20 protein-coding genes, 1 tRNA gene and 3 pseudogenes are annotated in these 20,390 nt (G+C 42.3%); 16 read left to right on the forward strand and 8 right to left on the reverse strand.

Translation table 11 applies throughout. The features are described from left to right. Positions 1-8: 8 nt before the first annotated feature. Entirely contained in the window at positions 9-425 is a 417-nt protein-coding gene (locus RS130_RS08545) for a cytidine deaminase (protein WP_316025607.1), read from the reverse strand. Between the two features lie 481 nt (positions 426-906). Between RS130_RS08545 and nlpI the strand changes: the two genes are divergently transcribed. The 3 genes from nlpI (at position 907) to nadA (ending at position 4,191) form a co-directional block, all read left to right on the forward strand. Then, positions 907-1,812, forward strand: a complete 906-nt coding sequence (gene nlpI / locus RS130_RS08550; protein WP_316025608.1) for a lipoprotein NlpI — start codon at positions 907-909, stop codon at positions 1,810-1,812. Then, the gene (locus RS130_RS08555) at positions 1,812-2,882 is read left to right on the forward strand and encodes a hypothetical protein (protein ID WP_316025609.1); all 1,071 of its coding nucleotides are present in this window, start codon (positions 1,812-1,814) and stop codon (positions 2,880-2,882) included. Before nlpI ends, RS130_RS08555 begins: the two co-directional genes overlap by 1 nt. Positions 2,883-3,132: 250 nt before the next feature. Beyond that, a complete protein-coding gene (gene nadA / locus RS130_RS08560) occupies positions 3,133-4,191 on the forward strand; it encodes a quinolinate synthase NadA (RefSeq protein ID WP_316025610.1) in 1,059 nt (352 codons plus the stop codon). On the opposite strand, the gene RS130_RS08565 is transcribed toward nadA, so the two are convergent. Then, on the reverse strand, positions 4,188-4,712 hold the full coding sequence (locus tag RS130_RS08565; protein WP_316025611.1) for an NUDIX hydrolase: 525 nt from the start codon (positions 4,710-4,712) through the stop codon (positions 4,188-4,190). The two genes, nadA and RS130_RS08565, sit on opposite strands and share 4 nt — an antisense overlap. A 315-nt stretch (positions 4,713-5,027) precedes the next feature. Between RS130_RS08565 and RS130_RS08570 the strand changes: the two genes are divergently transcribed. The 3 genes from RS130_RS08570 to RS130_RS08580 all read left to right on the forward strand — a co-directional run bounded on the left by RS130_RS08570 (position 5,028) and on the right by RS130_RS08580 (position 9,269). After that, positions 5,028-5,117: transfer RNA gene (locus RS130_RS08570), tRNA-Ser, on the forward strand. 768 nt (positions 5,118-5,885) lie between these two features. Beyond that, positions 5,886-7,643, forward strand: a complete 1,758-nt coding sequence (gene ggt, locus RS130_RS08575; protein WP_316025612.1) for a gamma-glutamyltransferase — start codon at positions 5,886-5,888, stop codon at positions 7,641-7,643. Between the two features lie 252 nt (positions 7,644-7,895). Beyond that, positions 7,896-9,269, forward strand: a complete 1,374-nt coding sequence (locus RS130_RS08580) for a hypothetical protein (RefSeq protein ID WP_316025613.1) — start codon at positions 7,896-7,898, stop codon at positions 9,267-9,269. Between the two features lie 84 nt (positions 9,270-9,353). On the opposite strand, the gene RS130_RS08585 is transcribed toward RS130_RS08580, so the two are convergent. Together RS130_RS08585 and RS130_RS08590 are read right to left on the reverse strand one after the other, a co-directional pair. Further along, the gene (locus RS130_RS08585) at positions 9,354-9,812 is read right to left on the reverse strand and encodes a LysR substrate-binding domain-containing protein (RefSeq protein WP_316025614.1); all 459 of its coding nucleotides are present in this window, start codon (positions 9,810-9,812) and stop codon (positions 9,354-9,356) included. Beyond that, entirely contained in the window at positions 9,802-10,326 is a 525-nt protein-coding gene (locus RS130_RS08590) for a LysR family transcriptional regulator (protein ID WP_316025615.1), read from the reverse strand. The genes RS130_RS08585 and RS130_RS08590 overlap by 11 nt, the downstream gene beginning before the upstream one ends. A gap of 194 nt (positions 10,327-10,520) precedes the next feature. On the opposite strand from RS130_RS08590, the gene RS130_RS08595 reads away from it, so the two are divergent. After that, the gene (locus RS130_RS08595) at positions 10,521-11,063 is read left to right on the forward strand and encodes an acyloxyacyl hydrolase (RefSeq protein ID WP_316025616.1); all 543 of its coding nucleotides are present in this window, start codon (positions 10,521-10,523) and stop codon (positions 11,061-11,063) included. Positions 11,064-11,130: 67 nt separating this feature from the next. After that, positions 11,131-11,787, forward strand: a complete 657-nt coding sequence (locus tag RS130_RS08600; RefSeq protein WP_316025617.1) for an MlaC/ttg2D family ABC transporter substrate-binding protein — start codon at positions 11,131-11,133, stop codon at positions 11,785-11,787. Between the two features lie 232 nt (positions 11,788-12,019). Here RS130_RS08600 and RS130_RS23725 read toward each other — a convergent pair. Together RS130_RS23725 and RS130_RS08605 are read right to left on the reverse strand one after the other, a co-directional pair. Further along, positions 12,020-12,361: pseudogene (locus RS130_RS23725) on the reverse strand (LysR substrate-binding domain-containing protein); the annotation flags it as partial. A 53-nt stretch (positions 12,362-12,414) separates the two neighbouring features. Then, positions 12,415-12,816, reverse strand: a complete 402-nt coding sequence (locus RS130_RS08605) for a LysR family transcriptional regulator (RefSeq protein WP_428982753.1) — start codon at positions 12,814-12,816, stop codon at positions 12,415-12,417. Positions 12,817-13,008: 192 nt separating this feature from the next. On the opposite strand from RS130_RS08605, the pseudogene trxA reads away from it, so the two are divergent. The 8 genes and pseudogenes from trxA to RS130_RS23500 all read left to right on the forward strand — a co-directional run bounded on the left by trxA (position 13,009) and on the right by RS130_RS23500 (position 19,279). Beyond that, positions 13,009-13,319, forward strand: a pseudogene (gene trxA, locus RS130_RS08610) (thioredoxin). 606 nt (positions 13,320-13,925) lie between these two features. Next, the gene (locus tag RS130_RS08615; protein WP_316025618.1) at positions 13,926-14,729 is read left to right on the forward strand and encodes a hypothetical protein; all 804 of its coding nucleotides are present in this window, start codon (positions 13,926-13,928) and stop codon (positions 14,727-14,729) included. 243 nt (positions 14,730-14,972) lie between these two features. Then, positions 14,973-15,575, forward strand: coding sequence for an outer membrane beta-barrel protein (locus tag RS130_RS08620; RefSeq protein WP_316025619.1), 603 nt, complete (start codon positions 14,973-14,975; stop codon positions 15,573-15,575). A 283-nt stretch (positions 15,576-15,858) separates the two neighbouring features. Next, a complete protein-coding gene (locus RS130_RS08625; RefSeq protein ID WP_316025620.1) occupies positions 15,859-16,872 on the forward strand; it encodes an efflux RND transporter periplasmic adaptor subunit in 1,014 nt (337 codons plus the stop codon). Beyond that, complete coding sequence (locus RS130_RS08630) at positions 16,823-17,332, forward strand: hypothetical protein (protein ID WP_316025621.1); 510 nt, start codon at positions 16,823-16,825, stop codon at positions 17,330-17,332. The genes RS130_RS08625 and RS130_RS08630 overlap by 50 nt, the downstream gene beginning before the upstream one ends. Next, positions 17,332-18,054, forward strand: coding sequence for an ABC transporter ATP-binding protein (locus tag RS130_RS08635; RefSeq protein WP_316025622.1), 723 nt, complete (start codon positions 17,332-17,334; stop codon positions 18,052-18,054). Before RS130_RS08630 ends, RS130_RS08635 begins: the two co-directional genes overlap by 1 nt. Before the next feature lie 116 nt (positions 18,055-18,170). Further along, a pseudogene (locus RS130_RS23495) lies at positions 18,171-18,730 on the forward strand (ABC transporter permease); the annotation flags it as partial. A 231-nt stretch (positions 18,731-18,961) separates the two neighbouring features. Further along, positions 18,962-19,279, forward strand: coding sequence for an ABC transporter permease (locus RS130_RS23500; protein WP_346433340.1), 318 nt, complete (start codon positions 18,962-18,964; stop codon positions 19,277-19,279). Between the two features lie 120 nt (positions 19,280-19,399). Here RS130_RS23500 and RS130_RS08650 read toward each other — a convergent pair whose 3' ends face one another. Together RS130_RS08650 and RS130_RS08655 are read right to left on the reverse strand one after the other, a co-directional pair. Beyond that, positions 19,400-19,897, reverse strand: coding sequence for an FAD-binding oxidoreductase/lyase (locus RS130_RS08650; protein ID WP_316028141.1), 498 nt, complete (start codon positions 19,895-19,897; stop codon positions 19,400-19,402). After that, positions 19,827-20,372, reverse strand: coding sequence for an FAD-dependent oxidoreductase (locus RS130_RS08655; RefSeq protein WP_316025624.1), 546 nt, complete (start codon positions 20,370-20,372; stop codon positions 19,827-19,829). The genes RS130_RS08650 and RS130_RS08655 overlap by 71 nt, the downstream gene beginning before the upstream one ends. Between the last annotated feature and the right edge of the window lie 18 nt (positions 20,373-20,390).

The following is a 20,390-nucleotide window of genomic DNA, read 5'->3' on the forward strand; positions in this document are numbered from 1 at the left end:
TAGAAACGTTAACGTTTGTCTTTTTCAAAGCCAAAAGAAAAGGGTAATAGTTCTGAAAATAGAACGGTTTTGACTTCACCTGATTTGTTTAGCAAGTGAACACGTGTTTTATTATCGGCAAACTCAGCGATTTTTTGTCTGCAGCCGCCACATGGTGGACAATAACTGTCGCCTGAGCCGACTATGACTATCTGCTCGATTTGTTTACAGCCTGATAAAATCATGGTTGAGATGGCCCCAGCTTCTGCACATTGACCTAAAGGGTAGGCTGCATTTTCAACATTACATCCAGCATGAATGTTGCCATCAGCGTCAAGTAAAGCAGCGCCAACTTGAAATTCTGAATAGGGAGCGTAAGCATTTTTTTGCGCATCGATTGCGTGCTCAATTAGTGCTGGTGGAATAGTAGAGTGAGATTTTTCCATTGCTGCAATGGGCCTTTTTTATTACGGCCGACTAGTGTGCTTTATTTTTACTAATTGATACAAGTTAAATTCATTTATTATTAACTTTAAGCGCACCCCAATAAAAACATTGATACTCAGCGAGAAGGCAAAATTACATCATCAATAAGTTAAGATCAAAAGATAGAAACGTTTTATAGGTGGGAGTAACACCGAGTGCACACTGTTAAAACTCGCCCCTCGGATTTGGTATTCGGTTAACCGTATTTGCAAGGTAATCGACACTCCTACAATCCGCCGCCTTGTCTACAAATCGATGAATGGTTCTGAGTCCATAGCGACTTAATAGCATGGGTAGCGCTTTACTTTCTCACTCAAATGAGCGAATCTAGCTGTCTAATGTACTCTGTGTTTTTTCTTATATTATTGCGTTAGCTTGTTGTCTTGTTGATTCAGTATTGGGTGAAAATATTCTAATTTTAGGTAATCAGCCTTTCTAATTATGCGAAAACTTATCTTTTTAATTGCTTTGTCTAGTGCCTATTTGATGGGCTGTGCAAGTCATAATGAGCCTTCCCAAGGCAACGGACAAATGGGCAACTTACTGTTAGCCGAACCCGCGCCAATGAATCCACGATCGCAATTGGCGATTGCTCGATATAGTCATATTTTAGGGCAAGCTGATTTAGACGATGACCAAAGAGCACAGTTACTGCAACAGCGAGGCTCTTTGTATGACAGTGTTGGTTTGTCGGGGCTGGCTCAATATGATTTTAATCAAGCATTACAATTAAAGCCGGATTTAGCTGAAGCTTATAATTCTATTGGTGTACATTACACTCAGCAGATGAATTTTATTCAAGCCTACGAAGCATTTGACGCCACCTTAGATATTAATCCTGAGATGGAATTCGCATTCTTGAATCGCGGCATCGCGCTTTATTATGGCGGACGTCCTGATCTAGCCGTGCGTGATCTTGGCGAGTTTTACAATAAAAATGCTGCTGATCCTTACCGTGCTTTATGGCGGTATTTGGCGGAAAGTGTGATTGACCAACCGGCCGCTATAGCGACTTTGTCTGAGCTGCGCAAGAATTTAGATGAAGACAATTGGGCCACTAAAATAGTGGATTTGTATTTAGGTGTAGTGACCGAAAATGAATTGCTAAATGCGTTAATTGGTGGTGTTACTAGCCAACAACAGTTAACCGATCGTCTGTGCGAAGCTTATTTTTATTTAGGTAAGTATCACTCTGAGAAAGGTCATCGTGGTATTGCCTCTAATTATTTTAAGTTAGCGTTAAGTACCAATGTGTTTGAATATGTTGAACATAGATACGCACGTTTAGAACTTAACTTATTAAGAGATGCGTCAAACGACGAAAAAGCAGCCACTGAAACCCAATAATGATGTGGCGAGTGGCTAAGTCGTTAACCTTTATTGTTGTTGCGTTTTGGCCACTTTGCTCGATGTTTATTAGTTTGTCATCTCTTTCGGGCAATAACTTACCTATACCTCAATCAAGTCATTCTACAGTACCCACTTTAAATTTGGCGCAAGCCTTAAAGTTGTGGGAAAAGGGCAAGTTTCAAGACTCACTTAACCTGCTGACTCAGATTGAAAATCCGAAAGCTGAAGTTCGTTTCTATCGTCGTTATTTTGAGCAATTTTTACAGCCCAAGCCTAGTACAATTGCGAGTCCTGTCAGTTTTGCATTTGATTCTAAGCAATGCGCTCAGCAGATATTGTTTGTCACGGGTAGTGTCTATTCTTTGGCCCAGGCTGAAGTGTTTAAGTCTAAATTTGTCAATGACCAACGTTTAAAATCACTGTCAATTTGTATTCAACCGACCATTTGGTTTGATCCTGAAAAAGTGCGTTGCAAAGAAAACTTGAGTCAGAATGGGCGACTAGCTTGCAATATGCCGCAATTAGCGAAAAGTCTAAAAATGCAGTCTTTCACCCACTTAGTCATATTTGCAGACAAAGGCAAAGCTAATGTACATAACGGTATTATGTTCTTAGACAAGCAAGATACCTATGACGTATTCGTGCACGAGCTTGCCCACTTCTCTGGATTTGTAGATGAATATCCTTTGAGAGGTGAGTTGGCTAATCAAATTTGCAATGGTGTGAATGCTCCAAATGTCGTATTTCGTAAAGTAAGAGGCAATAATGTTGACAAGGATTGGCAGCGTTCAACTGAGCTCGGCCAAAATATCCATTTTAGTAAGGCACGTACTTGCGACAATCATGCGGTACAAGCGTATAAAATGGATAAAAATATGACGTTTATGGAATATCATGATGTGGGTTATATTCCCAAACTATACCTTCTTGCTTGGCAACAGCAATTACGCAAACAACAAAACTCGCCATCGGCCCATGTGAACTTTGCACAATATTATGAATCCCAGAATAATCAGCAAGAAAGCCAGTATTGGCGCACAAAGTATCAGGCCTATCTAAAAATGTAATTCAATCGCCAGTACTCATCCGCAATTGCAAGGTGTTATCCATTTAACATCTACTCAAATAATGGTCTAGGGCCTTTTCATGCTAAGCATGGGATTTGCAAAGGGGCCTCCTTTACGGCGTGTTTGAAGGCGGCTGAATGTACCCTGCGAAAGCCGATGTCAATATGGATTGGGATAATATGTCATTTCTATGACAATCAGGTATAATACTCAAACCAATTTTATTCGTTGTTAGTTAACCATTTAGATTATGTCTGAGCTATTTCAAGTCGAAACCATAGATTATCCATTTCCCGCCAAACCAGCAGTGCTAAGCGATCTTGAACAAAAACGCTATGTTCAAGAAATCAAAACCTTACTAAAGCAAAATAATGCAACCTTAGTTGCTCATTATTATACCGACCCAGAAATCCAGGCTTTGGCCGAAGAAACGGGGGGCTGTATATCTGATTCGTTAGAAATGGCTAGGTTTGGCAGAGACTGCGAAGCAGACACATTGATAGTCGCTGGTGTTAGGTTTATGGGAGAAACCGCTAAAATTCTCAGTCCTGAAAAAACGGTGTTAATGCCAACATTAGACGCAACCTGTTCATTAGATTTGGGCTGCCCTATCGAACCTTTTTCTGCGTTTTGTGATGCTCACCCCGATCATACTGTAGTGGTTTACGCCAATACGTCGGCTGCGGTCAAAGCCAGAGCTGACTGGGTGGTTACCTCTAGTATCGCTCTAGAAATAGTAGAGCACTTAGATTCATTAGGTGAAAAAATTATTTGGGGCCCGGATCGCCATCTAGGAGCCTATATTGCCAAGCAAACAGGTGCCGATATGTTGTTGTGGCAAGGGGAGTGCATTGTACACGATGAGTTTTCGGCTAAAGCTCTGAATGATATGCGTCACTTGCATCCAGACGCTGCCGTTTTGGTACACCCAGAATCGCCAGCGAGCGTTGTAGCCATGGCTGATGCAGTGGGCTCAACAACGCAATTGATCAATGCCGCTAAAACCTTGCCCCATAAAAAGTTTATAGTGGCAACAGATCGTGGCATTTTTTATAAGATGCAACATGCAGCGCCAGATAAAATTTTATTAGAAGCACCGACTGGCGGCAATGGCGCAACCTGTAAAAGTTGTGCGCACTGCCCCTGGATGGCAATGAACGGCTTACAAGCTATTCATAAATCGCTCACTGAAACCAGTGGACACGAGATATTTGTGGATGATCAACTCCGCGAAAAAGCCCTTATTCCATTAAACAGAATGTTAGATTTTTCTGCTCAATTGAAAATGAAGGTGACAGGTAACGCTTAAGCATGTGACCTTTTAAATTGTTCTATCGCCTTTCGTAATGAAACAAAGGCGATACGGCTGCTATCTAGTTCATCTACTCTTACCCATTGATAAGCCGCTATTTCAGCGACATCAGCATTAAGAATAGGCTTTTCTGTTAAATGACAGACAAACACCACGTCACAGGTTTGATATATTACATCTTTGTAATGGTAGGTATTTGCCCCAGAATAAAAATACTGCCAATTAGTAATATCGACAGATAATTCCTCTTTCAACTCTCGACTCAGCGCTTCTTCAAGTGTTTCATTGTGATCGACAAAACCTCCCGGTAAGTCTAATTGATCCTTTTCAGGCTCTTGAGCCCGTACCGTTAATAATATTTCGTCATCACAACAAATGATTGCCGCGACCGCTGCAGCGGTATTGTGGAAGTACTCAAATTGACACTCAAGACATAAATGCTTGTGTCCATTCAATGAGCTAATTTTGTCACTTTTACATCTGGGACAAAATTGAAAAGAGCTGAGATTAGTTGACATGTTTGTTTAGCTCATTGTTTATTTACCAATGAACACCTTATTGGAGCAATATTTGTCATATGGTACAGACAAATTTAAAGATGTAGCAAATGCCTTTTAAAAAATATTGCCAGCTATTGGTAACTTAATAGGCTTATAGAGCGATAATTTAGGTATTTGTAAGGTTTAACTTGATTCATGGCGCTGATTTCCATAACATACGCCGCGCTCAGAAAATCAGTCAATTAACTGAGCAAGACAAAATTTAGCGCAAGCCAGCGCAGGGTTAGGTCTAATAACCCATTTAAGACAGGCTAACAATTTAAAAAGAGTTACGGAGAGGTGGCTGAGTGGCTGAAGGCGCACGCCTGGAAAGTGTGTTTAGGGTTAAACCTAACGAGGGTTCGAATCCCTCTCTCTCCGCCAAATAGTGGTTAAGTAAGAACCAATAAAGACCCGCAAGGCGCGTAATTAGCTGCTTTGGCGGGTTTTTTATTGCCTATGGCGTTCGTTGTGGTTTAGTAACATCAGAGGTAACACAACTGTCACCTATTCAGCCTAGTGGATCCCTGCTAACAACATGCAGGGATGACGTAGGAGTGTCATGCAGGGATGACGTAGGAGTGTCACTAGGATGTTTGTCACCTCCACCATTCCGTGGTCAATTGAGTCGTCGTCATTCTGGTGGTGTTTTGAGCCCTCGTCATTCCGGTGGTGTTTTGCGCCTTCGTCATTCCGGTAGTTTTTTCAGCCGGAATCGGTTTGCTGTTAGCACCCGCTTCAAGATCACACAATCCAGTTACTTATCAGTAATACCAACATTCTAATCATGGGTGTCTCAATTGGGTTTATGGGTGTCTCAATTGGGTTGGTGTCTCAATTGGGTTTATGCAGAAATAGTGGTTTTGTTGCTGGTTTAAACAAACCTGTGGTTTATATTTGTTGTTAATTATTTGCGCGGAATGTTAATTAAAGTGGTTTGATTTTAAAGGGGAATATCCATTTTTTCTGCTTTACGTAATAAACTTTAGTCTATTCTAGTCTGGCCATTGTCAGTAGGCGGTGAGTTATGATAAGTATTTAGTTGTAGATACTTTTTAGTGTCGCCATTTGGGTGTACTACGCATTTTGAGACCTTTCAAAAGTGATCCTCGCCTTATTCAATAATAAAATTTTAACTATCGGGAATAGCTTATGAAGTTTCACATATTTGTTTTTGGGGTGTTAGCTACCGCGCTTTGGGGATGTGGGGCGCAAGACAAAAAAATAGAAGAAGTAAAAGTGTTGGCAGAAAAGCCAAAACAACAAGCTATGGTGGTAACGGCTAATCCTCACGCCACGGCTGCTGGGCTGGAAATATTACGGGCAGGCGGTTCAGCAGTGGATGCGGCCATTGCCATTGAGTCTGTATTGAGTCTGGTAGAGCCGCAAAGCTCTGGCTTAGCCGGTGGGGCGTTTATGGTGCATTACGATAGCGCAACTAAGTCACTGGCTGTTTATGATGGCCGTGAATCAGCACCAAGCGGCGCGACGCCAGATATGTTTATGTTGGAAAATGGTGATTCGATGCCATTTATGCAAGCTAAGACCAGCGGTCTGTCTACGGGCGTACCAGGTGTACTAGCGATGCTGTCAATGGCCCATCAAGAGCAAGGCAATTTGGAGTGGGGCAGTTTATTCGACTATGCCACCAAGCTAGCCAGCGAAGGTTTTAAGATTTCACCTAGATTACATGGCATGTTAGAGCGGTTTGGGAAATATATTCCAAGTACCCCAGAAGAGGGTCCGACTGACGCCTATGAGTATTTTTTTGATCAAGCAGGTGTCGCGCATCCAGAAGGGTACCTTCTGAAAAACCCTGAATATGCGAAAACCCTAAGTATTATTGCCAAAGATCCAGCGGCGTTTTACCAAGGAGATATTGCCAAACAAATTGCAGCTATGGTGCAACAACCTCCTAGAGCGGGCTCTTTAACCGCTGAAGATATTGCTGCTTATCGACCAGTAAAGCGTATGGCCCTGTGTCAGGATTATCGAGATACGCAGATTTGTGGAGCGCCGCCGCCGTCTTCGTGGTTAGCTGTGGGAATGATTATGGGCATTCTAGAAAACGGTCCAAGTCCTACTGCTGCGGGTCCGAGCGACCCCAGAAACTGGGCTATTCTAGCTCAGGCCCAACAGTTAGCTTATGCCGATAGAGATCAATTTATTGCCGATCCTAATTTTGTCGATATGCCCATAAAAGGCATGTTGAACAAGGAGTATTTAGCCAGCCGTGCCAAGCTCATTTCTAATAAGGCTACGCCTTTAACCTATGGGGTAGGTAATCCTTGGGCATACAATGACACGCCTAGCGAGGTCTCCTCTGGTATTGATGCCACGCAAGATGTTCATGGCACAACCCATTTTGTTATCGTTGATGCAGAGGGTGATGTGGTGTCGATGACAGCAACGGTTGAAAGCATATTTGGTACCACCCGCATGGTAGGTGGTATGTTTTTAAACAATCAGTTAACTGACTTCTCTTTCCAACATCATGACAAGGATGGTAATGCCATTGTCAACGCCGTGGCAGCGAATAAGCGCCCTCGTTCGTCGATGTCACCGTCTATTGTGTTGGATAAAAATGGCGACTTTTTATTAGCAACCGGCTCACCTGGCGGTAACAATATTATTGCTTACACAGTGAAAACTATGGTGGGCGTATTTGAGTGGGGATTAAGCCCGCAAGATGCTGTTGATTTACCTAATATGGTGGCACGAGGCAAAACTGTGCGTCTAGAAAAAGGCGCCACGCCTGACGCGATTATTATGGCCATGAAAGATATGGGCTTTGATGTCGATGCTTCTCGTGGCGAAAACTCAGGACTTAGCGTAATCATGCGTAAGCCTGATGGTACTCTTGAAGGAGCTGCAGATAAACGTCGTGAAGGGGTAATTGGTACGTTGTAGCCGTTGTTAAACTAGTTGCTGAATTAGCGCGTTAGCTCAATGAGCTATCGCGCTTTTTAATTTCTACTCAGACCAATGTCGTTAATTTGTGGGTAAGATTACGGTTGGTTTATTTTGACTAACGTATTAAAACTAAAAAATAAACACTGAGGTTGCCTACCAAAATTTCTGTTATTGGGTAAGTTTGGCAAAATAAGGCATAATGACTGGCATAGAAATATGTAATCGAAGTGATGAGGAAATTAGCGTTAAGTGGAGAAAATTAAGCTCACCCAAGATGAAAGTCTTTCTATCAAAATTAGTTATCCGTTATTGCCGAGTGATCAGCAGAGACTGGACTTATATTTTTCGTTACCTGACGAAATGGGAATTGGACCCAAAACCCTCACAGAAGAACAATATTTTCACAGTAGTATTCAAAGCCATAGTGCTTATTACTCAGATCAATTACATTTACCTTTGGTACGAAGTCGTTTTGTTAGCCAACAAAAAGGCGAACAAACGGATTATCGATTAAATCTCAATTTGTTTTCTTATCAAATTCGTATTGCCTTAGATACAGATATTACACATACCCTTAAACTTAAAGAGTGCGAAGACTTTTACCCTCAGGCAATTGAGCTAGCCGAGCAAATTTCTGGCCTACTCAAAAAATTAAGGCGCTATACTCCACCCGACAAAAAACTCAAAGCATTCTATGAAAATGCCGACAATTACCTAAGTTGGCAAGTAGAGCAGTCTTTTCTAAAACTTCTATCAAGAGCGCCAAAAAGTGCCGACTACAGCAGTGAAAGGAATTTTCTATTGGCCTTGTGCCGCCGAGAAAATCAATACCGAGCAGACAATCGGTATAACTCGCAGCTAACCTTAAGTGATCCCAATCGCATCACCAATAAAATGCGTTTATTGCAACGTTTAATTGAGTATGGGGTGGTGTTTCAAAAACAAGTGAAAAACCTTAACAGCAATTTGAATCGTATGGTTAGAGGTACAGTGACGGCGGTCATAATGGCTTTTGTGACTTTGTTGGTACTAAACGCGCGGACCAATTTCACCGAAGTGACGATTGCACTGGTTAGTATGTTAGGGATTGTTTATGGGTTAAGAGAGATATTTAAGGATGATCTTACTCGTATTATTTGGCGTTGGATCCAGAAAGGTCGGCCTAGATGGAAAGTTATTTTTACTCATAGCGTGAGCAAGGTACGTGTAGCCACACAGACTCTGTGGCTGGAATATATTCGGAATAGAGACTTGCCGCAACAGGTTGATCATCTGTTTCAAACTCGGCGTCAGCAGAATAAGCAGGCCGCACAACTGTTACACTTTCGTAGCGATACCAAAGTCAATTCGAAGAGCTTTCTTCCCGGTTACGATGCGATTCAACAGCGACTTAATTTTAATCTAACGCCTTTTATTCGTTTCTTAAAAAAAGGTGAAGGGCGTTTGTATTCGTTAGACGGCAGTAAAATTACCAAGCAAGCGGTTGAGCGTCGATACCAAATTAACCTAGTGCTTGTTCACACCAACAAACAGCATCAGCAACAGGTACAGCGTTATAAAATTACGTTAAACCGTTCTCACATCATCAATATTGAAGCCATTCGTTCAACTGAAATAAACTGACAAATTTAATAGCAATCTGGATTGATAAGTACTCACTGATTGGCGATTTATTAATGCGGCTTAGCATAAGGGCAACGGCGCTTTTTACTCTTCGTGTGATTCGCACATGGATGAGTTATTTTTACATAAACTATCCATGACTTGTTGGGTTTCGATTTTCACTTTTCGGTTAATAATTCGCTTTAAATGTTCTCTAAGCCATATCAGGCCTTGGTCACTATCTTGGCGTTTATGCCAAATACTCGAAACTTGTTGAGGCATTAACTCTAACGGTGGTTTTGTAGCCGAAATTTCTCCAGCGATGATTTGTTTAGAGACCGCCGCTATAGGCGTGACACAGATAAGGTCACTGTGTTTAATTAAGTTTGCTACAGAAGAAAAGTGATTTACCGTGACAGCGATACGTCTTGACAATCCATGCTGCAGTAACACTTGATCTGTATAACCGGTGGTGTCTCCAGACAATGATACCAATAGGTGATCTGCTTCTGCGAACTCTTCTAAAGTCAGTTCTGCTTTAGCCAAAGGATGATCATGATTCATTACACAAACATAGATCGGAGAAAATAAAAAATTCAGCCCTAAAAGTATTCGAAATAACCCCAGAATTGCCCAGTACTATATCTACTTCGGCATCTTCCAAAACCTGTTCGGTGTTGATAATGGTGTAAGGCACTGCATGAATGTTAACGCCAGGCGCGTGTTTTTCGATAATACTGCGTAATTCTGCCCATACCATGTCCACTATTATGTCTGAAACGGCGATCCTGAATGTGCGTTTAGCCGTAGCCGGATCAAAACTCTTTGGATCAATAGCCTCGGTCAGTGAAATTAGAGGTACGCGTATTTGATTCCACAGGTTTTGTGCGTGCAATGTCGGCTGAATATTCCGCCCATCTTTAACAAATAGTTCGTCTTTCCATGCTGCTCTCATTCTACTTACAGAATTAGAAACTGCGGGTTGGGTCATAGACAAACGTTTAGCTGCTCGAGTAATTGAGCGCTCGGTCATAATTGCATCAAAAACCATTAATAGGTTGAGCTCTTGTGGACGCATAAGAAATCCAAGGTAATTAACAATAGTTGAAGTATACATCACAAAATAAAATGTATTCTATATTAAAATGAAATTATTATTATGTTTTTGGCTGCCTCATAATTCATTCCATCGAAACGGAGTAGCCGATTATTTAAATGAATCCTCATTTTGTCTGCTACCCCAGAACATTTATTTTGTATTTGGAAATTATTATGCGTTGGTTAGTTTTATTGATGGCTCTGTTGGTTGCTGCAATCCCTACTCAAAGTGCTCAGGCAAGTGAGCAGGCGGTAGCGATTGATTATTTATATGGTGAAGATGATTTAACTGGGGTGCGCTTAGGGTATCGACCTTTCACCACTCGTATTTCAACCTTTGATTGGTTGGGTGATTTAGATGTGTATTGGGAAGTGAGTGTTAACTTTTGGGAATACGGCCCACACAGTAAACATGATACTAACTATGCTATTGCCATATCACCCGTGTTTACCAAGCAGTTTGATACCTTGTACGGAAAATACCCACTTAAATGGGAGTTTGGCATAGGGGTTTCTTTGGTAGATGACACCCGGTTTGCGGGCAAAGATATTGGCTCACACTATCAGTTTGAAGACCGTTTAGGCTTGGTTTTGGATTTTGGAGATAACTTGAATAAGTCATTGGCTGTTCGTTATATGCATTATTCAAATGGTGGTTTGAATGACCATAATCCAGGCCTAGATTTTCTGAATATGTCTTACGCATATCATTTTTAACAGGTTTTACTTTAATCCAGATTTTACATACTAATGAGTTATTTTACTGCTCGTGAGGAGCCCACAAATGAATATTAAATTGACAAGAATAATAATGGACTTAGGTAAGGCAATGCTTTTCATGCTTGCCTTAGTGTTAGCAAACGCGAGTTATGCTAATCAAACTAACCCGCAGTTGTTGTTGGAAAAAGTGACTACGACCACTTTTGAAAGAATAGAAGTGGAACAACAGAGTATCGCCGCTAATCCCGATCATTTACGGAGGATTATCGAGCAAGAACTAATGCCTCACATAGATTACAAATTTGCTGCTTTCAAAGTGCTAGGTAAGCATTTTAGAGCAGTGCCTAAAGCCGATATTCCAGAGTTTGTTGAAGAGTTCAGGCAATATTTGATATCTAACTTTGCTGTGGCGCTTGCTAATTATGGTGGTCAAGAGCTTTTTGAGCCAGTCAAGGATACCGACAATTTAAAAAGTATGACCGTAAAAGCCATTATACGAGATGCTGATCGCCCCGATATACACATTAACTTTAAGTTAAGAAAAATCAAAAAAACGAACGAATGGAAAACCTATGACCTAGTAGCTGAAGGTATAAGTTTGCTGTCGAGTAAGCAAAGCGAGTTTGCTTCAATTATTCGTCAACAGGGGATTCAAGGTGTGATAGAAGTGATGAAAAACAAAAATGGCGAACCCTTGAACATTGCGGCAAATAGTCGTTAGTAGTAATCAGTACTGACACAATTTCTGGTTTACAGTGAGCAGTATATACAGTTGTAATGTGAACTGGCTGTTAGATTAAAGCCGTTCACTGAAGGGTAAAATAGCGGATGTCAATCATGCTATTTTGCCGTTTAAGGTGTCTCCCCTTTAGATTACATCCAACGTTCTCTTTACCATCAAACTGAGTTGACGCACAGTTAACTCTCATCAGCAAAAAGTATGCTGGTGAAAGCTAATTCAAGCACCCTATATTCGATTGAAAGTACTCCAAAAATTTACGGGTTTTAAAGGCGATGCTACGGCTTTGATATAACACCGTTAATTTAAGTGCGACCGGCTCTCTATCCAGTTTTAGCCGTTTCACTATGGATGACGTTTCATTTGGTTGGCATAAATAGTCAGGTAATTTAGCGATGCCCAAATTGTGAGCGGTTGCCTGGAGGCGCATTTGTGGGCTAGACAGAACCATTTTGGCAGGCACCGAAATTAACTGTACCTTTTGTTTGTCTCTAAAAAGCCATTGTGCATTGGCGCTAGAGGTAATGCACTGCTCTTGCGCTAGATCTTCAGGACTGCGTAGGTGCTCAGTTTTATAGTCAAGACCGCAATATAAAGATTGAGGAAAGCTTAAAAGCTGCTTTCAACCCAATTGGTGTCAGCTAAATCTGTTTCGTGCAGTACAAAAATAAGATCGTATTGATAACTTTCTTCCGGAAGGGCTGACGAATAGTGGCTGCAATGCACCATTACACCTGGGTATTGTTTGGCGTAGTTTGTAACAATAGTGCCTATCACTTGGTTGAAAAACTCAATGGGTAAAAGTATGTTGAGTCTACCCTTAGGGGCGGTATTGAGTTCATGCAGGTCATCTTCAACATTGCTAAGGGCTTCTAAATGCGGTTTGCATGAACGGTACAAAAGTAAGCCGCTTTCTGTTAGTTCCTGTTTTCGAGTGGTGCGATTTAATAGTTGATACCCTAAATGTTCTTCTAGCTTGGCTAACCTTCGACTGAGTTTCGATTTGGGCACGCCCATCTGCTGCGATGCTTGAGTCAGCGAGCCAGCGTCAATGATGCTAGAAAAAAAGTAAGGTCATCAAGATTGAGCATGATTATTGTTCTATAAATGAAACAGTGGGTGTTATTAAGCCTGTATATGAAATTAATCGCAAACCTTTTATACTCTTTGCTCGATTAATTTTATGTGAAAAGGTAAAACAAAATGAGTGATGTTAGAGTTATTGAAAGTGAAAATTTTGAGCAAGAAGTCAAAGAGCATAAAGGCACTGTGTTGGTCGATTTTTTGCTGATTGGTGCGCGCCCTGCAAAATGGTGTCGCCTTTATTGGACAAACTTTCTGTTGAAAAAGAAGATATCAAAATAGTCAAAGTGGATGCCGATGAAGCACAAGATCTTATGGCTAAGTTTGGGATTAGAGGTATTCCAACTTTACTATTATTTAAAGATGGTGAACTCGCAGCGAGTAAAGTGGGTGCGGTATCGGCAACGCAATTGTCAGAGTTTGTTGCCTAGGCAATATCGTCATGTTGTAGCGAGTGTTGGTTGTTGCTATTACATGGCGATTTCTTTATTAAAAAAGTGAAAGTGCTGTGCATTTTTGCAAAGTAAATTTTGCAATTTCTCTCTATATCCATCAAAATCGAAATATTTTGCAGAATAGCTTGCCCTGCAAAAAATTGTTGTTTCGATATTCATAGGTTTGAGGAATTCCCCCATTATTTCAAAACAGTATTACCCTCAAGTTTTGTTGCTGTTGGCTACTTTCTTGGCTTTGCCGGCTGCGGCTAATATAGAGTTGAATGATCGTGTGGGTTTAAGTGGCTTTGCTCGAGTGGTGGGGGGCTATTTAGATGAGAAAAATGCGACCTCTGATAATTACTCTAATAAGCTAGATTTCTCACAACAAAGCATATTCGCCATTCAAGCAGATGTTGCAATAACCGACAGTATTAGTCTGTCAGGGCAATTGCTTGGGCATACAGCTGAGGACAGAGATTCAGGATTAGAGTGGTTATATCTAAGCTATAACCCGAATGCAAACTGGCATTTTAAAGCTGGAAAATTACGTACACCGTTTTTTCGGTATAGTGCCGTAATTGATGTTGGTTTTTCTTACCCTTGGATATCTCCCCTAAGCAAGTATACCGTGGCTTCCTATTTTCAAATTATGAAGGTATCAGTGCGGCTTATCAATTTGCTATTGATGACTTTAACTTTGATATCGAAACATACTATGGCACTTTCAGTGGAGAGTTTTCTAGGGCTGGTGAAAATACCGCTATTGACGTAGATGAAATTAAAGGACTCATTTTCACTTTAAGCGATGGCAATCTCACGGCACGAACCTCGATTTTGCGCTCTGCAGATTTTTACGCAGATTTTCATGGTTTTGATCAATTCGCTAATATTATCGAGGCGGCAGGTTTTCCTGAAAATGCTGAATCTTTGAGATTTAATGGCAGTGCGACAGGTTACCAAGCTAGTATTAACTATGACACCTTAAGTTACTTTGCCGTGGCAGAATGGGTCAAAATTAAATCAGATCTACTGGTTGTTCCTCAGCTTGAGGCATATTATTTAACCCTTGGTTATAACTTTGACCCTTTTCAGTTGCACCTAACATATTCGGCTTCCGATAGTTCGTACAACATTCCTGAAAACTTAATCCCTAAAAATGTGTCAACTGAATTGACTGAGTTGTCATTTCTTTACGATGGGATCACTCAAAATTTACCACTCTACAACTTAGACTCTCTAACGTTAGGTTTGCGTTGGGATGTAAAGTATAACTTGTCAGCTAAAGTCGAGGTCGCCTATTTAAGTGGCGAGCCGAATGAGAATTCTTTCTTTGAAAATATAACTGATCCAAACTTTGACCGTAAAGCTACTTTGTACCAAATTGGTCTTGAGTGGGTATTTTAGAAAGAAGGCAATACTGCCAACCCGCATGACAAGTGGCCACTCAGCGAGAACGTCCCAGCGGATTGTCCCCTGCTTTCTCGGTATTTGAAGGGCAACAGCTCTTCCAGCACCTTGTTCAAAGAATGCGGGTTCGTTCTGACCTCATATCTTACAAAATCTAACATTTGCTATACAAAAGCCTACGACTTGTCAGCTAGGTTTAAGGTAAATTACCGCTACTCTTTACTTTAAAAGGAATGACTCATGAATAGAAAATTACAGACTGCATTATTCGTTGCGCTCACCTCTATGTTTTCACTTCATTTATGTGCACAGACGCCTGTTAAGGCACATAGTTTTGGAGGGCATATTGCTACTGGAGGTATTGAGTTTAATGACTCAGAGGACGATGGTGATGGGGTCGTTCAGATTTACGGCTTTTATAATTACGCCTTTACAAAGTACTTCGCCCTTGAGGTCGGCTTGAACGTTGGAGCGGATGTTGATGAGTGGGATTGCTATGAAGATAGGCACGATGATTGGCACTGCTCGACAAATAATCGCTCATTGTTTGGCTTAGGAGTGGACGAAGTGGAGTATTCTAACTTGGTAACGGCTATTAAAGGTGTGGTTCCTATTTCACAACGTAATAGTTTATATGCCAAAGTCGGTGCACAGTTTTATGAGTATGAATTAAGTGACGGTAGTCAAATCCTGCACGATGATGATGGGACAGGCTTGTATTTAGCCGTCGGATGGCAGTACGTATGGGATATGGGTATTGGTATGAATGCAGGTTTCGAAAGGTACAATATGGGCGATTTAGTGTCTACTGCTGCTAATATAGGAATTAGCTACAGTTTTTAGTGACAAAATTTAGCCGTAGGATACGGCTACCCAATGTCTGCGCGAACAAGCGTCTAAGAAATCAGAGGTCTCTATGGCTGCAGATGTCCTACCGTAATGCTGTTAATAACTCGGCAGTGGCAGCGACAATTTCTCTTCGTTTTAGCAAAGTCACCTTGGCTGTCACGTTTTGACACAGCTTGGGTGACTCCCTTTACAATACCTTGACATAACTTAACTATGATTTGTGGTTTAATTCTTAGGTAGAGGGCAATCGCTCTTATTTTAAGAAGGTAAAGGAATAATGAAATTTGGCTCATTTGCTAAGGCAATGGTTGTCGTTTTACTTGTTGCTGTGGCTGCATGGTGGTTTTTGCCTGAACAAAGCACCATACAAATTAAGTATCACACGCAAGAAATTACAACAGGTAAAATTGAAAGCACGGTGAACTCCTCTGGTTCAATTTCGCCTGTGGTGACAGTTGACGTAGGGTCTGAGTTATCAGGATTGATTTCTCAACTAAATGTGGACTTTAATGATATTGTCACCAGTGGCCAAGTTATTGCCCGTATAGACGATCGCACAGTGCAGTCTAAGTTGCGTCAGAGTGAAGCAGATTTAGCTTCGTCTCGCGCTTATTTAGTGCAGTTACAAGCGGGGCTTAGCAGAGCCCAAACCGAAGCCAAACTTGCCGAAAGAGAATACCAACGAAATCGTGAGCTACGAGATAAAAAGTTAGTGAGTGATTCTGTGTTAGATATCAGCGAAACCTCTTATCAATTAGCTAAGGTCAGCATCGAAACCGCCAAAGCGGCTATTTTAGTGGGCGAAGCAAGAGTTAAACAATCCATGTCTAGCTTAGAGCAAGCTAAGTTGGATTTAGACCGAACTTTTATTCGCTCCCCAGTGGACGGGGTGGTGATTGATCGGCAAGTAGACAAGGGCCAAGCCGTATCAGCCAGCTTGTCGGCACCGACCCTGTTTTCTATTGCTCAAGACTTGGTCATGATGCAAATTGAAACGGATGTTGACGAAGCTGACATTGGCAGGATCAAACAAGGGCAAGGGGTTAAATTTACCGTTGATGCTTATCCCGAACGCAAGTTTACTGGTACTGTTACCCAAGTCAGAAAATCGGCTACTGTGACCAGCAATGTTGTGACTTACAAAGTCATTATTGGGCTAGAAAATAAAGAGTTATTGTTGTTACCTGAGTATGACAGCCAACGTGGATATTGTTTTAGGGCAACGAGACAACGTGCTGCGCGTGAGCAACTCCGCCCTACGTTATACCCCAGAAGGTCAATCAGCCAATGAACAAGGCGCTGGCATGTCGGGCCGTGCTAAACAATTAGCCGAACAACTCAAGTTAAATGCCGCTCAACAAAAACAACTCGCCCAAACCATGGAAAACATGCAACAGAGCATGGCTGCAGCCAGAGAGTCTTCTCGTGGGATGGGCGGCGGGCCTCCACAAGGTCCAAACGATACGATGAAAAAAATTCGTAGCCAAATGGATATAGAGTTACGCAGCTTCTTGAGCCCAGAGCAAATGGAGCAATACAAAGCACTAAATCAAAAAAATCGTAGACCGCGAGGAAATAGAGAGAAAGATGATAATTTCCAACGAGGCACGGTTTGGGTGCTACGTGATGGGCAGCCAAGTCGAGTTAATGTCAGAGTAGGTATCTCTGATTTAGAATACAGTGAAATAGAGTCAGATGAATTAGCGGCAGGAGATTTAGTCACAGTGCGTGCACAAAAGGTGAATCAATAATGCCATCTGCACTGATTACGGTTAAGCAAGCTAAAAAGATTTATCAAATGGGTGACGAAAAAGTCTATGCCTTAAAAGGCGTAGACTTACAGATTCAACAGGGTGAATTTGTGGCCATTATGGGCTCTTCAGGTTCGGGAAAATCAACCATGATGAACTTGCTGGGTTGTTTAGATATCGCCACCGAAGGCTCAATTGCTTTGGATGGAATTGAGCTGGCTAACCTGTCGAAGAATGAATTGGCGTCTATTCGTAATCAACGAATTGGCTTTGTCTTTCAGCAATTTAATTTGTTACCTCGTACCAGCGCTTTGGACAATGTGACCTTGCCGTTGCTGTACAGTCAAGTACCAGAATCACAATGGCTAGAACGGGCTAAGCGCTGTTTAGAACAAGTTGGCTTGGGCAGTCGCATGGAGCATCATCCCGCGCAACTATCTGGTGGCCAACAACAACGGGTTGCCATTGCCAGAGCCCTAGTGAACCAACCTGTTATGATTTTAGCGGATGAGCCAACAGGGGCCTTAGACACCCAAACTGGCTTAGAAGTGATGGCGCTTTTTCAGCAACTGAACCAACAAGGAAAGACCATTATCTTGGTCACTCACGAGCCGGAAATTGCCGAATTTGCCAAACGTAGATTGACCTTTCGTGACGGCGAATTAGTGGCAGACGATATAAACCCCAAGCCTCGTATCGCGACAGAAGAGCAAGCCAAATGAGAATCTTTATCCTACTCAAGACCGCCATGACTGCCTTGCGGGTCAATCTGTTACGTAGCTTTTTAACTATGTTAGGCATTATCATTGGTGTATCGGCGGTCATTATCATGGTGGCCATGGGCGCAGGTGCCCAGCAACAAGTAGACGAGCAAATTAAGTCATTAGGCGGTAATGTGTTTTTTGTGACCGGGGCCAGGCGTTCCAGTGGCGGCGCTCGCGCAGCATCTGTGGTCAAAATTAATGAAGACGACGCTAATTTGATCGAAAAACAAGTGCCTGAGTTGAGTCTGCTGCGCCTTATTTGTCTTCAAACGGCCAGATCATTTACGGTAATCTCAATTGGTCTACCACGATTAGTGGCATCGACAATCGCTACTTTATTGTGCGTGATTGGCCAATCGCAAATGGGCGAGAGTTTACTACTCAGGAAATTAACAGCGGTGCCAAGGTGGCGATTATCGGTGAACGTTTACGCTCTGAGTTATTTGGCATGAGTGAGGCGATAGGTCAAACCATACGCGTGAAGAATTTTAATGTCTCTGTGGTGGGCATATTAGAAGCCAAAGGCCAAGATGCGCGTGGCGAAGATCAAGACGATGTGATTTTTCTGCCGATTAAAACGGTGCGTAACAAAATAACGGGCATTGACTCCACTAATCCCAAGTCTGTACGTTTTATTCAGGTCAGTGCCTATGACGGTGAAGACATGGATTACATTGAGTCGGAAATGTCACGGTTATTGCGCCAACGAATGCGCATCCCCGTTGACGGGGATGACATGTTTCGGATCCGTAACGTATCAGAGATGATCGCCACCAGAGCCGAAACGATGCAAGTGTTTAACACTCTTTTGGCTTGGGTTGCCTCAGTTAGCTTAGTGGTGGGAGGCATTGGTATTATGAATATCATGTTGGTGTCTGTTACCGAGCGCACCCGAGAAATCGGTTTACGTATGGCTGTAGGCGCTAAGCCTTCGGATATTCTTAAACAGTTTTTAATTGAGTCTATTGTACTGTGCGGTTTGGGTGGAGGAGTAGGGGTACTCATTGCTTACTTATTTGTGTTCTTAGGCAATAATTATGGCATTGGTGCCGGTGGCGTGATCAATACCGACGTGGTGTTATTGAGCATAGGTTTCTCTGCTTTTATTGGCGTGTTCTTTGGTTATTACCCTGCATTGAAAGCTTCAAAGTTAGAGCCAATTGACGCCTTGCGTTACGAGTAATTTGAGCTAGCTACTGCCTTGTAAAGGGAGTAGCTAACCTGAGCTCTGGATAATAAGTATCGTTTAAGCTAAGCAATAGTTTACGCTGGGCAAGTCTTGGTGGTTAGATAAAACAACTGATTAGCGCTTTAAACCAGCAAACAACTGTTGGTGCTCGTGAATAATACGTTCGGTTTCTAAAGGCTCTGGTTCGGTAGACCAGTCTCCAGGTTTGAACGTGCCGCCTACTATCATCACGTCTTTGCGTGAAAACATATATAGCGGCTTTTTACTGTCACTGCCGCCAACTGTTAAATAATCTACAGCAGGATCGGGCGGCATGAGCACCAACTGGCCCTTGGCTGGCATAATGTCTTGGTCACCAAATAAGGCACGGGAGCCTAAGCCTGTGCAGTTAAAAATAACCGGTTCTGCTAAACCTAGTAACGCTTCTTGATCCTTAAAATAGCGAGGTTCGAATCGACCGCCCGCTTGATAGATTTCTTCAATTAGCCGTCGCATAAAGGTATCTGTTTCAATGATCATGGTCAAAGAGCCATTGCAATATTCACTGGCAAAGGGATGCTGAGCCTGGTCCGTATTGTTGCTTAAACGGGTAGAATTGATCGAATTCGCCATGGGGTTCTGGTGGCTTTTTACTCATAGAGTAAAGTTCAGTCCAACTCACGCCGTAGTGCTCGCCGACCATACTAGAGAAGGTTTGATGAGCTATTTTAGCGGCCGTTTGTATTTGCCGTTTGAAAGCCGGGCTAGACACTAAGGGGTCATGCACACTAAAGGGGCCCCATTCGCCACCGGCTACATGAGATGTGGTGTGGCGGGCCACACTTTTGCTATAGATGGTGACCTGCCAACCCGCTTCTTGGAGTAACCTCGCAGTGGTTAAACCCATTATTCCGCCGCCAATAATAGCGGCCTGTTTATGGCCAGAATATATCACTTGATCAACGGCTAAGGCTGATGAGCCCCACGATAGGGAAATGCCACCTCCTCCATGCCCATAATTGTGCACCAGTGTTTTGTTGGCAAAGGCTTCTTTACGTACAACGAAACCCGCTGGTCGATAGGGTCGATGACCTACAACTTGAGTCACTATATTGCCGCTGGATAT

This window comes from Paraglaciecola aquimarina (assembly GCF_032464635.1).
GTDB lineage: Bacteria > Pseudomonadota > Gammaproteobacteria > Enterobacterales > Alteromonadaceae > Paraglaciecola > Paraglaciecola aquimarina.

Excerpts from the sequence above, each read along its gene's own strand:
- RS130_RS08585 (WP_316025614.1), bottom strand. The coding sequence starts at position 9,812 with ATGAATCATGATCATCCTTTGGCTAAAGCAGAACTGACTTTAGAAGAG.
- RS130_RS08625 (WP_316025620.1), top strand. The coding sequence starts at position 15,859 with ATGAAATTTGGCTCATTTGCTAAGGCAATGGTTGTCGTTTTACTTGTT.
- RS130_RS23500 (WP_346433340.1), top strand. The coding sequence starts at position 18,962 with ATGTTGGTGTCTGTTACCGAGCGCACCCGAGAAATCGGTTTACGTATG.
- RS130_RS08565 (WP_316025611.1), bottom strand. The coding sequence starts at position 4,712 with ATGTCAACTAATCTCAGCTCTTTTCAATTTTGTCCCAGATGTAAAAGT.
- RS130_RS08635 (WP_316025622.1), top strand. The coding sequence starts at position 17,332 with ATGCCATCTGCACTGATTACGGTTAAGCAAGCTAAAAAGATTTATCAA.
- RS130_RS08600 (WP_316025617.1), top strand. The coding sequence starts at position 11,131 with ATGAATATTAAATTGACAAGAATAATAATGGACTTAGGTAAGGCAATG.
- nadA (WP_316025610.1), top strand. The coding sequence starts at position 3,133 with ATGTCTGAGCTATTTCAAGTCGAAACCATAGATTATCCATTTCCCGCC.
- RS130_RS08620 (WP_316025619.1), top strand. The coding sequence starts at position 14,973 with ATGAATAGAAAATTACAGACTGCATTATTCGTTGCGCTCACCTCTATG.
- RS130_RS08555 (WP_316025609.1), top strand. The coding sequence starts at position 1,812 with ATGATGTGGCGAGTGGCTAAGTCGTTAACCTTTATTGTTGTTGCGTTT.
- nlpI (WP_316025608.1), top strand. The coding sequence starts at position 907 with ATGCGAAAACTTATCTTTTTAATTGCTTTGTCTAGTGCCTATTTGATG.
- RS130_RS08590 (WP_316025615.1), bottom strand. The coding sequence starts at position 10,326 with ATGCGTCCACAAGAGCTCAACCTATTAATGGTTTTTGATGCAATTATG.
- RS130_RS08595 (WP_316025616.1), top strand. The coding sequence starts at position 10,521 with ATGCGTTGGTTAGTTTTATTGATGGCTCTGTTGGTTGCTGCAATCCCT.
- ggt (WP_316025612.1), top strand. The coding sequence starts at position 5,886 with ATGAAGTTTCACATATTTGTTTTTGGGGTGTTAGCTACCGCGCTTTGG.
- RS130_RS08545 (WP_316025607.1), bottom strand. The coding sequence starts at position 425 with ATGGAAAAATCTCACTCTACTATTCCACCAGCACTAATTGAGCACGCA.
- RS130_RS08650 (WP_316028141.1), bottom strand. The coding sequence starts at position 19,897 with ATGGCGAATTCGATCAATTCTACCCGTTTAAGCAACAATACGGACCAG.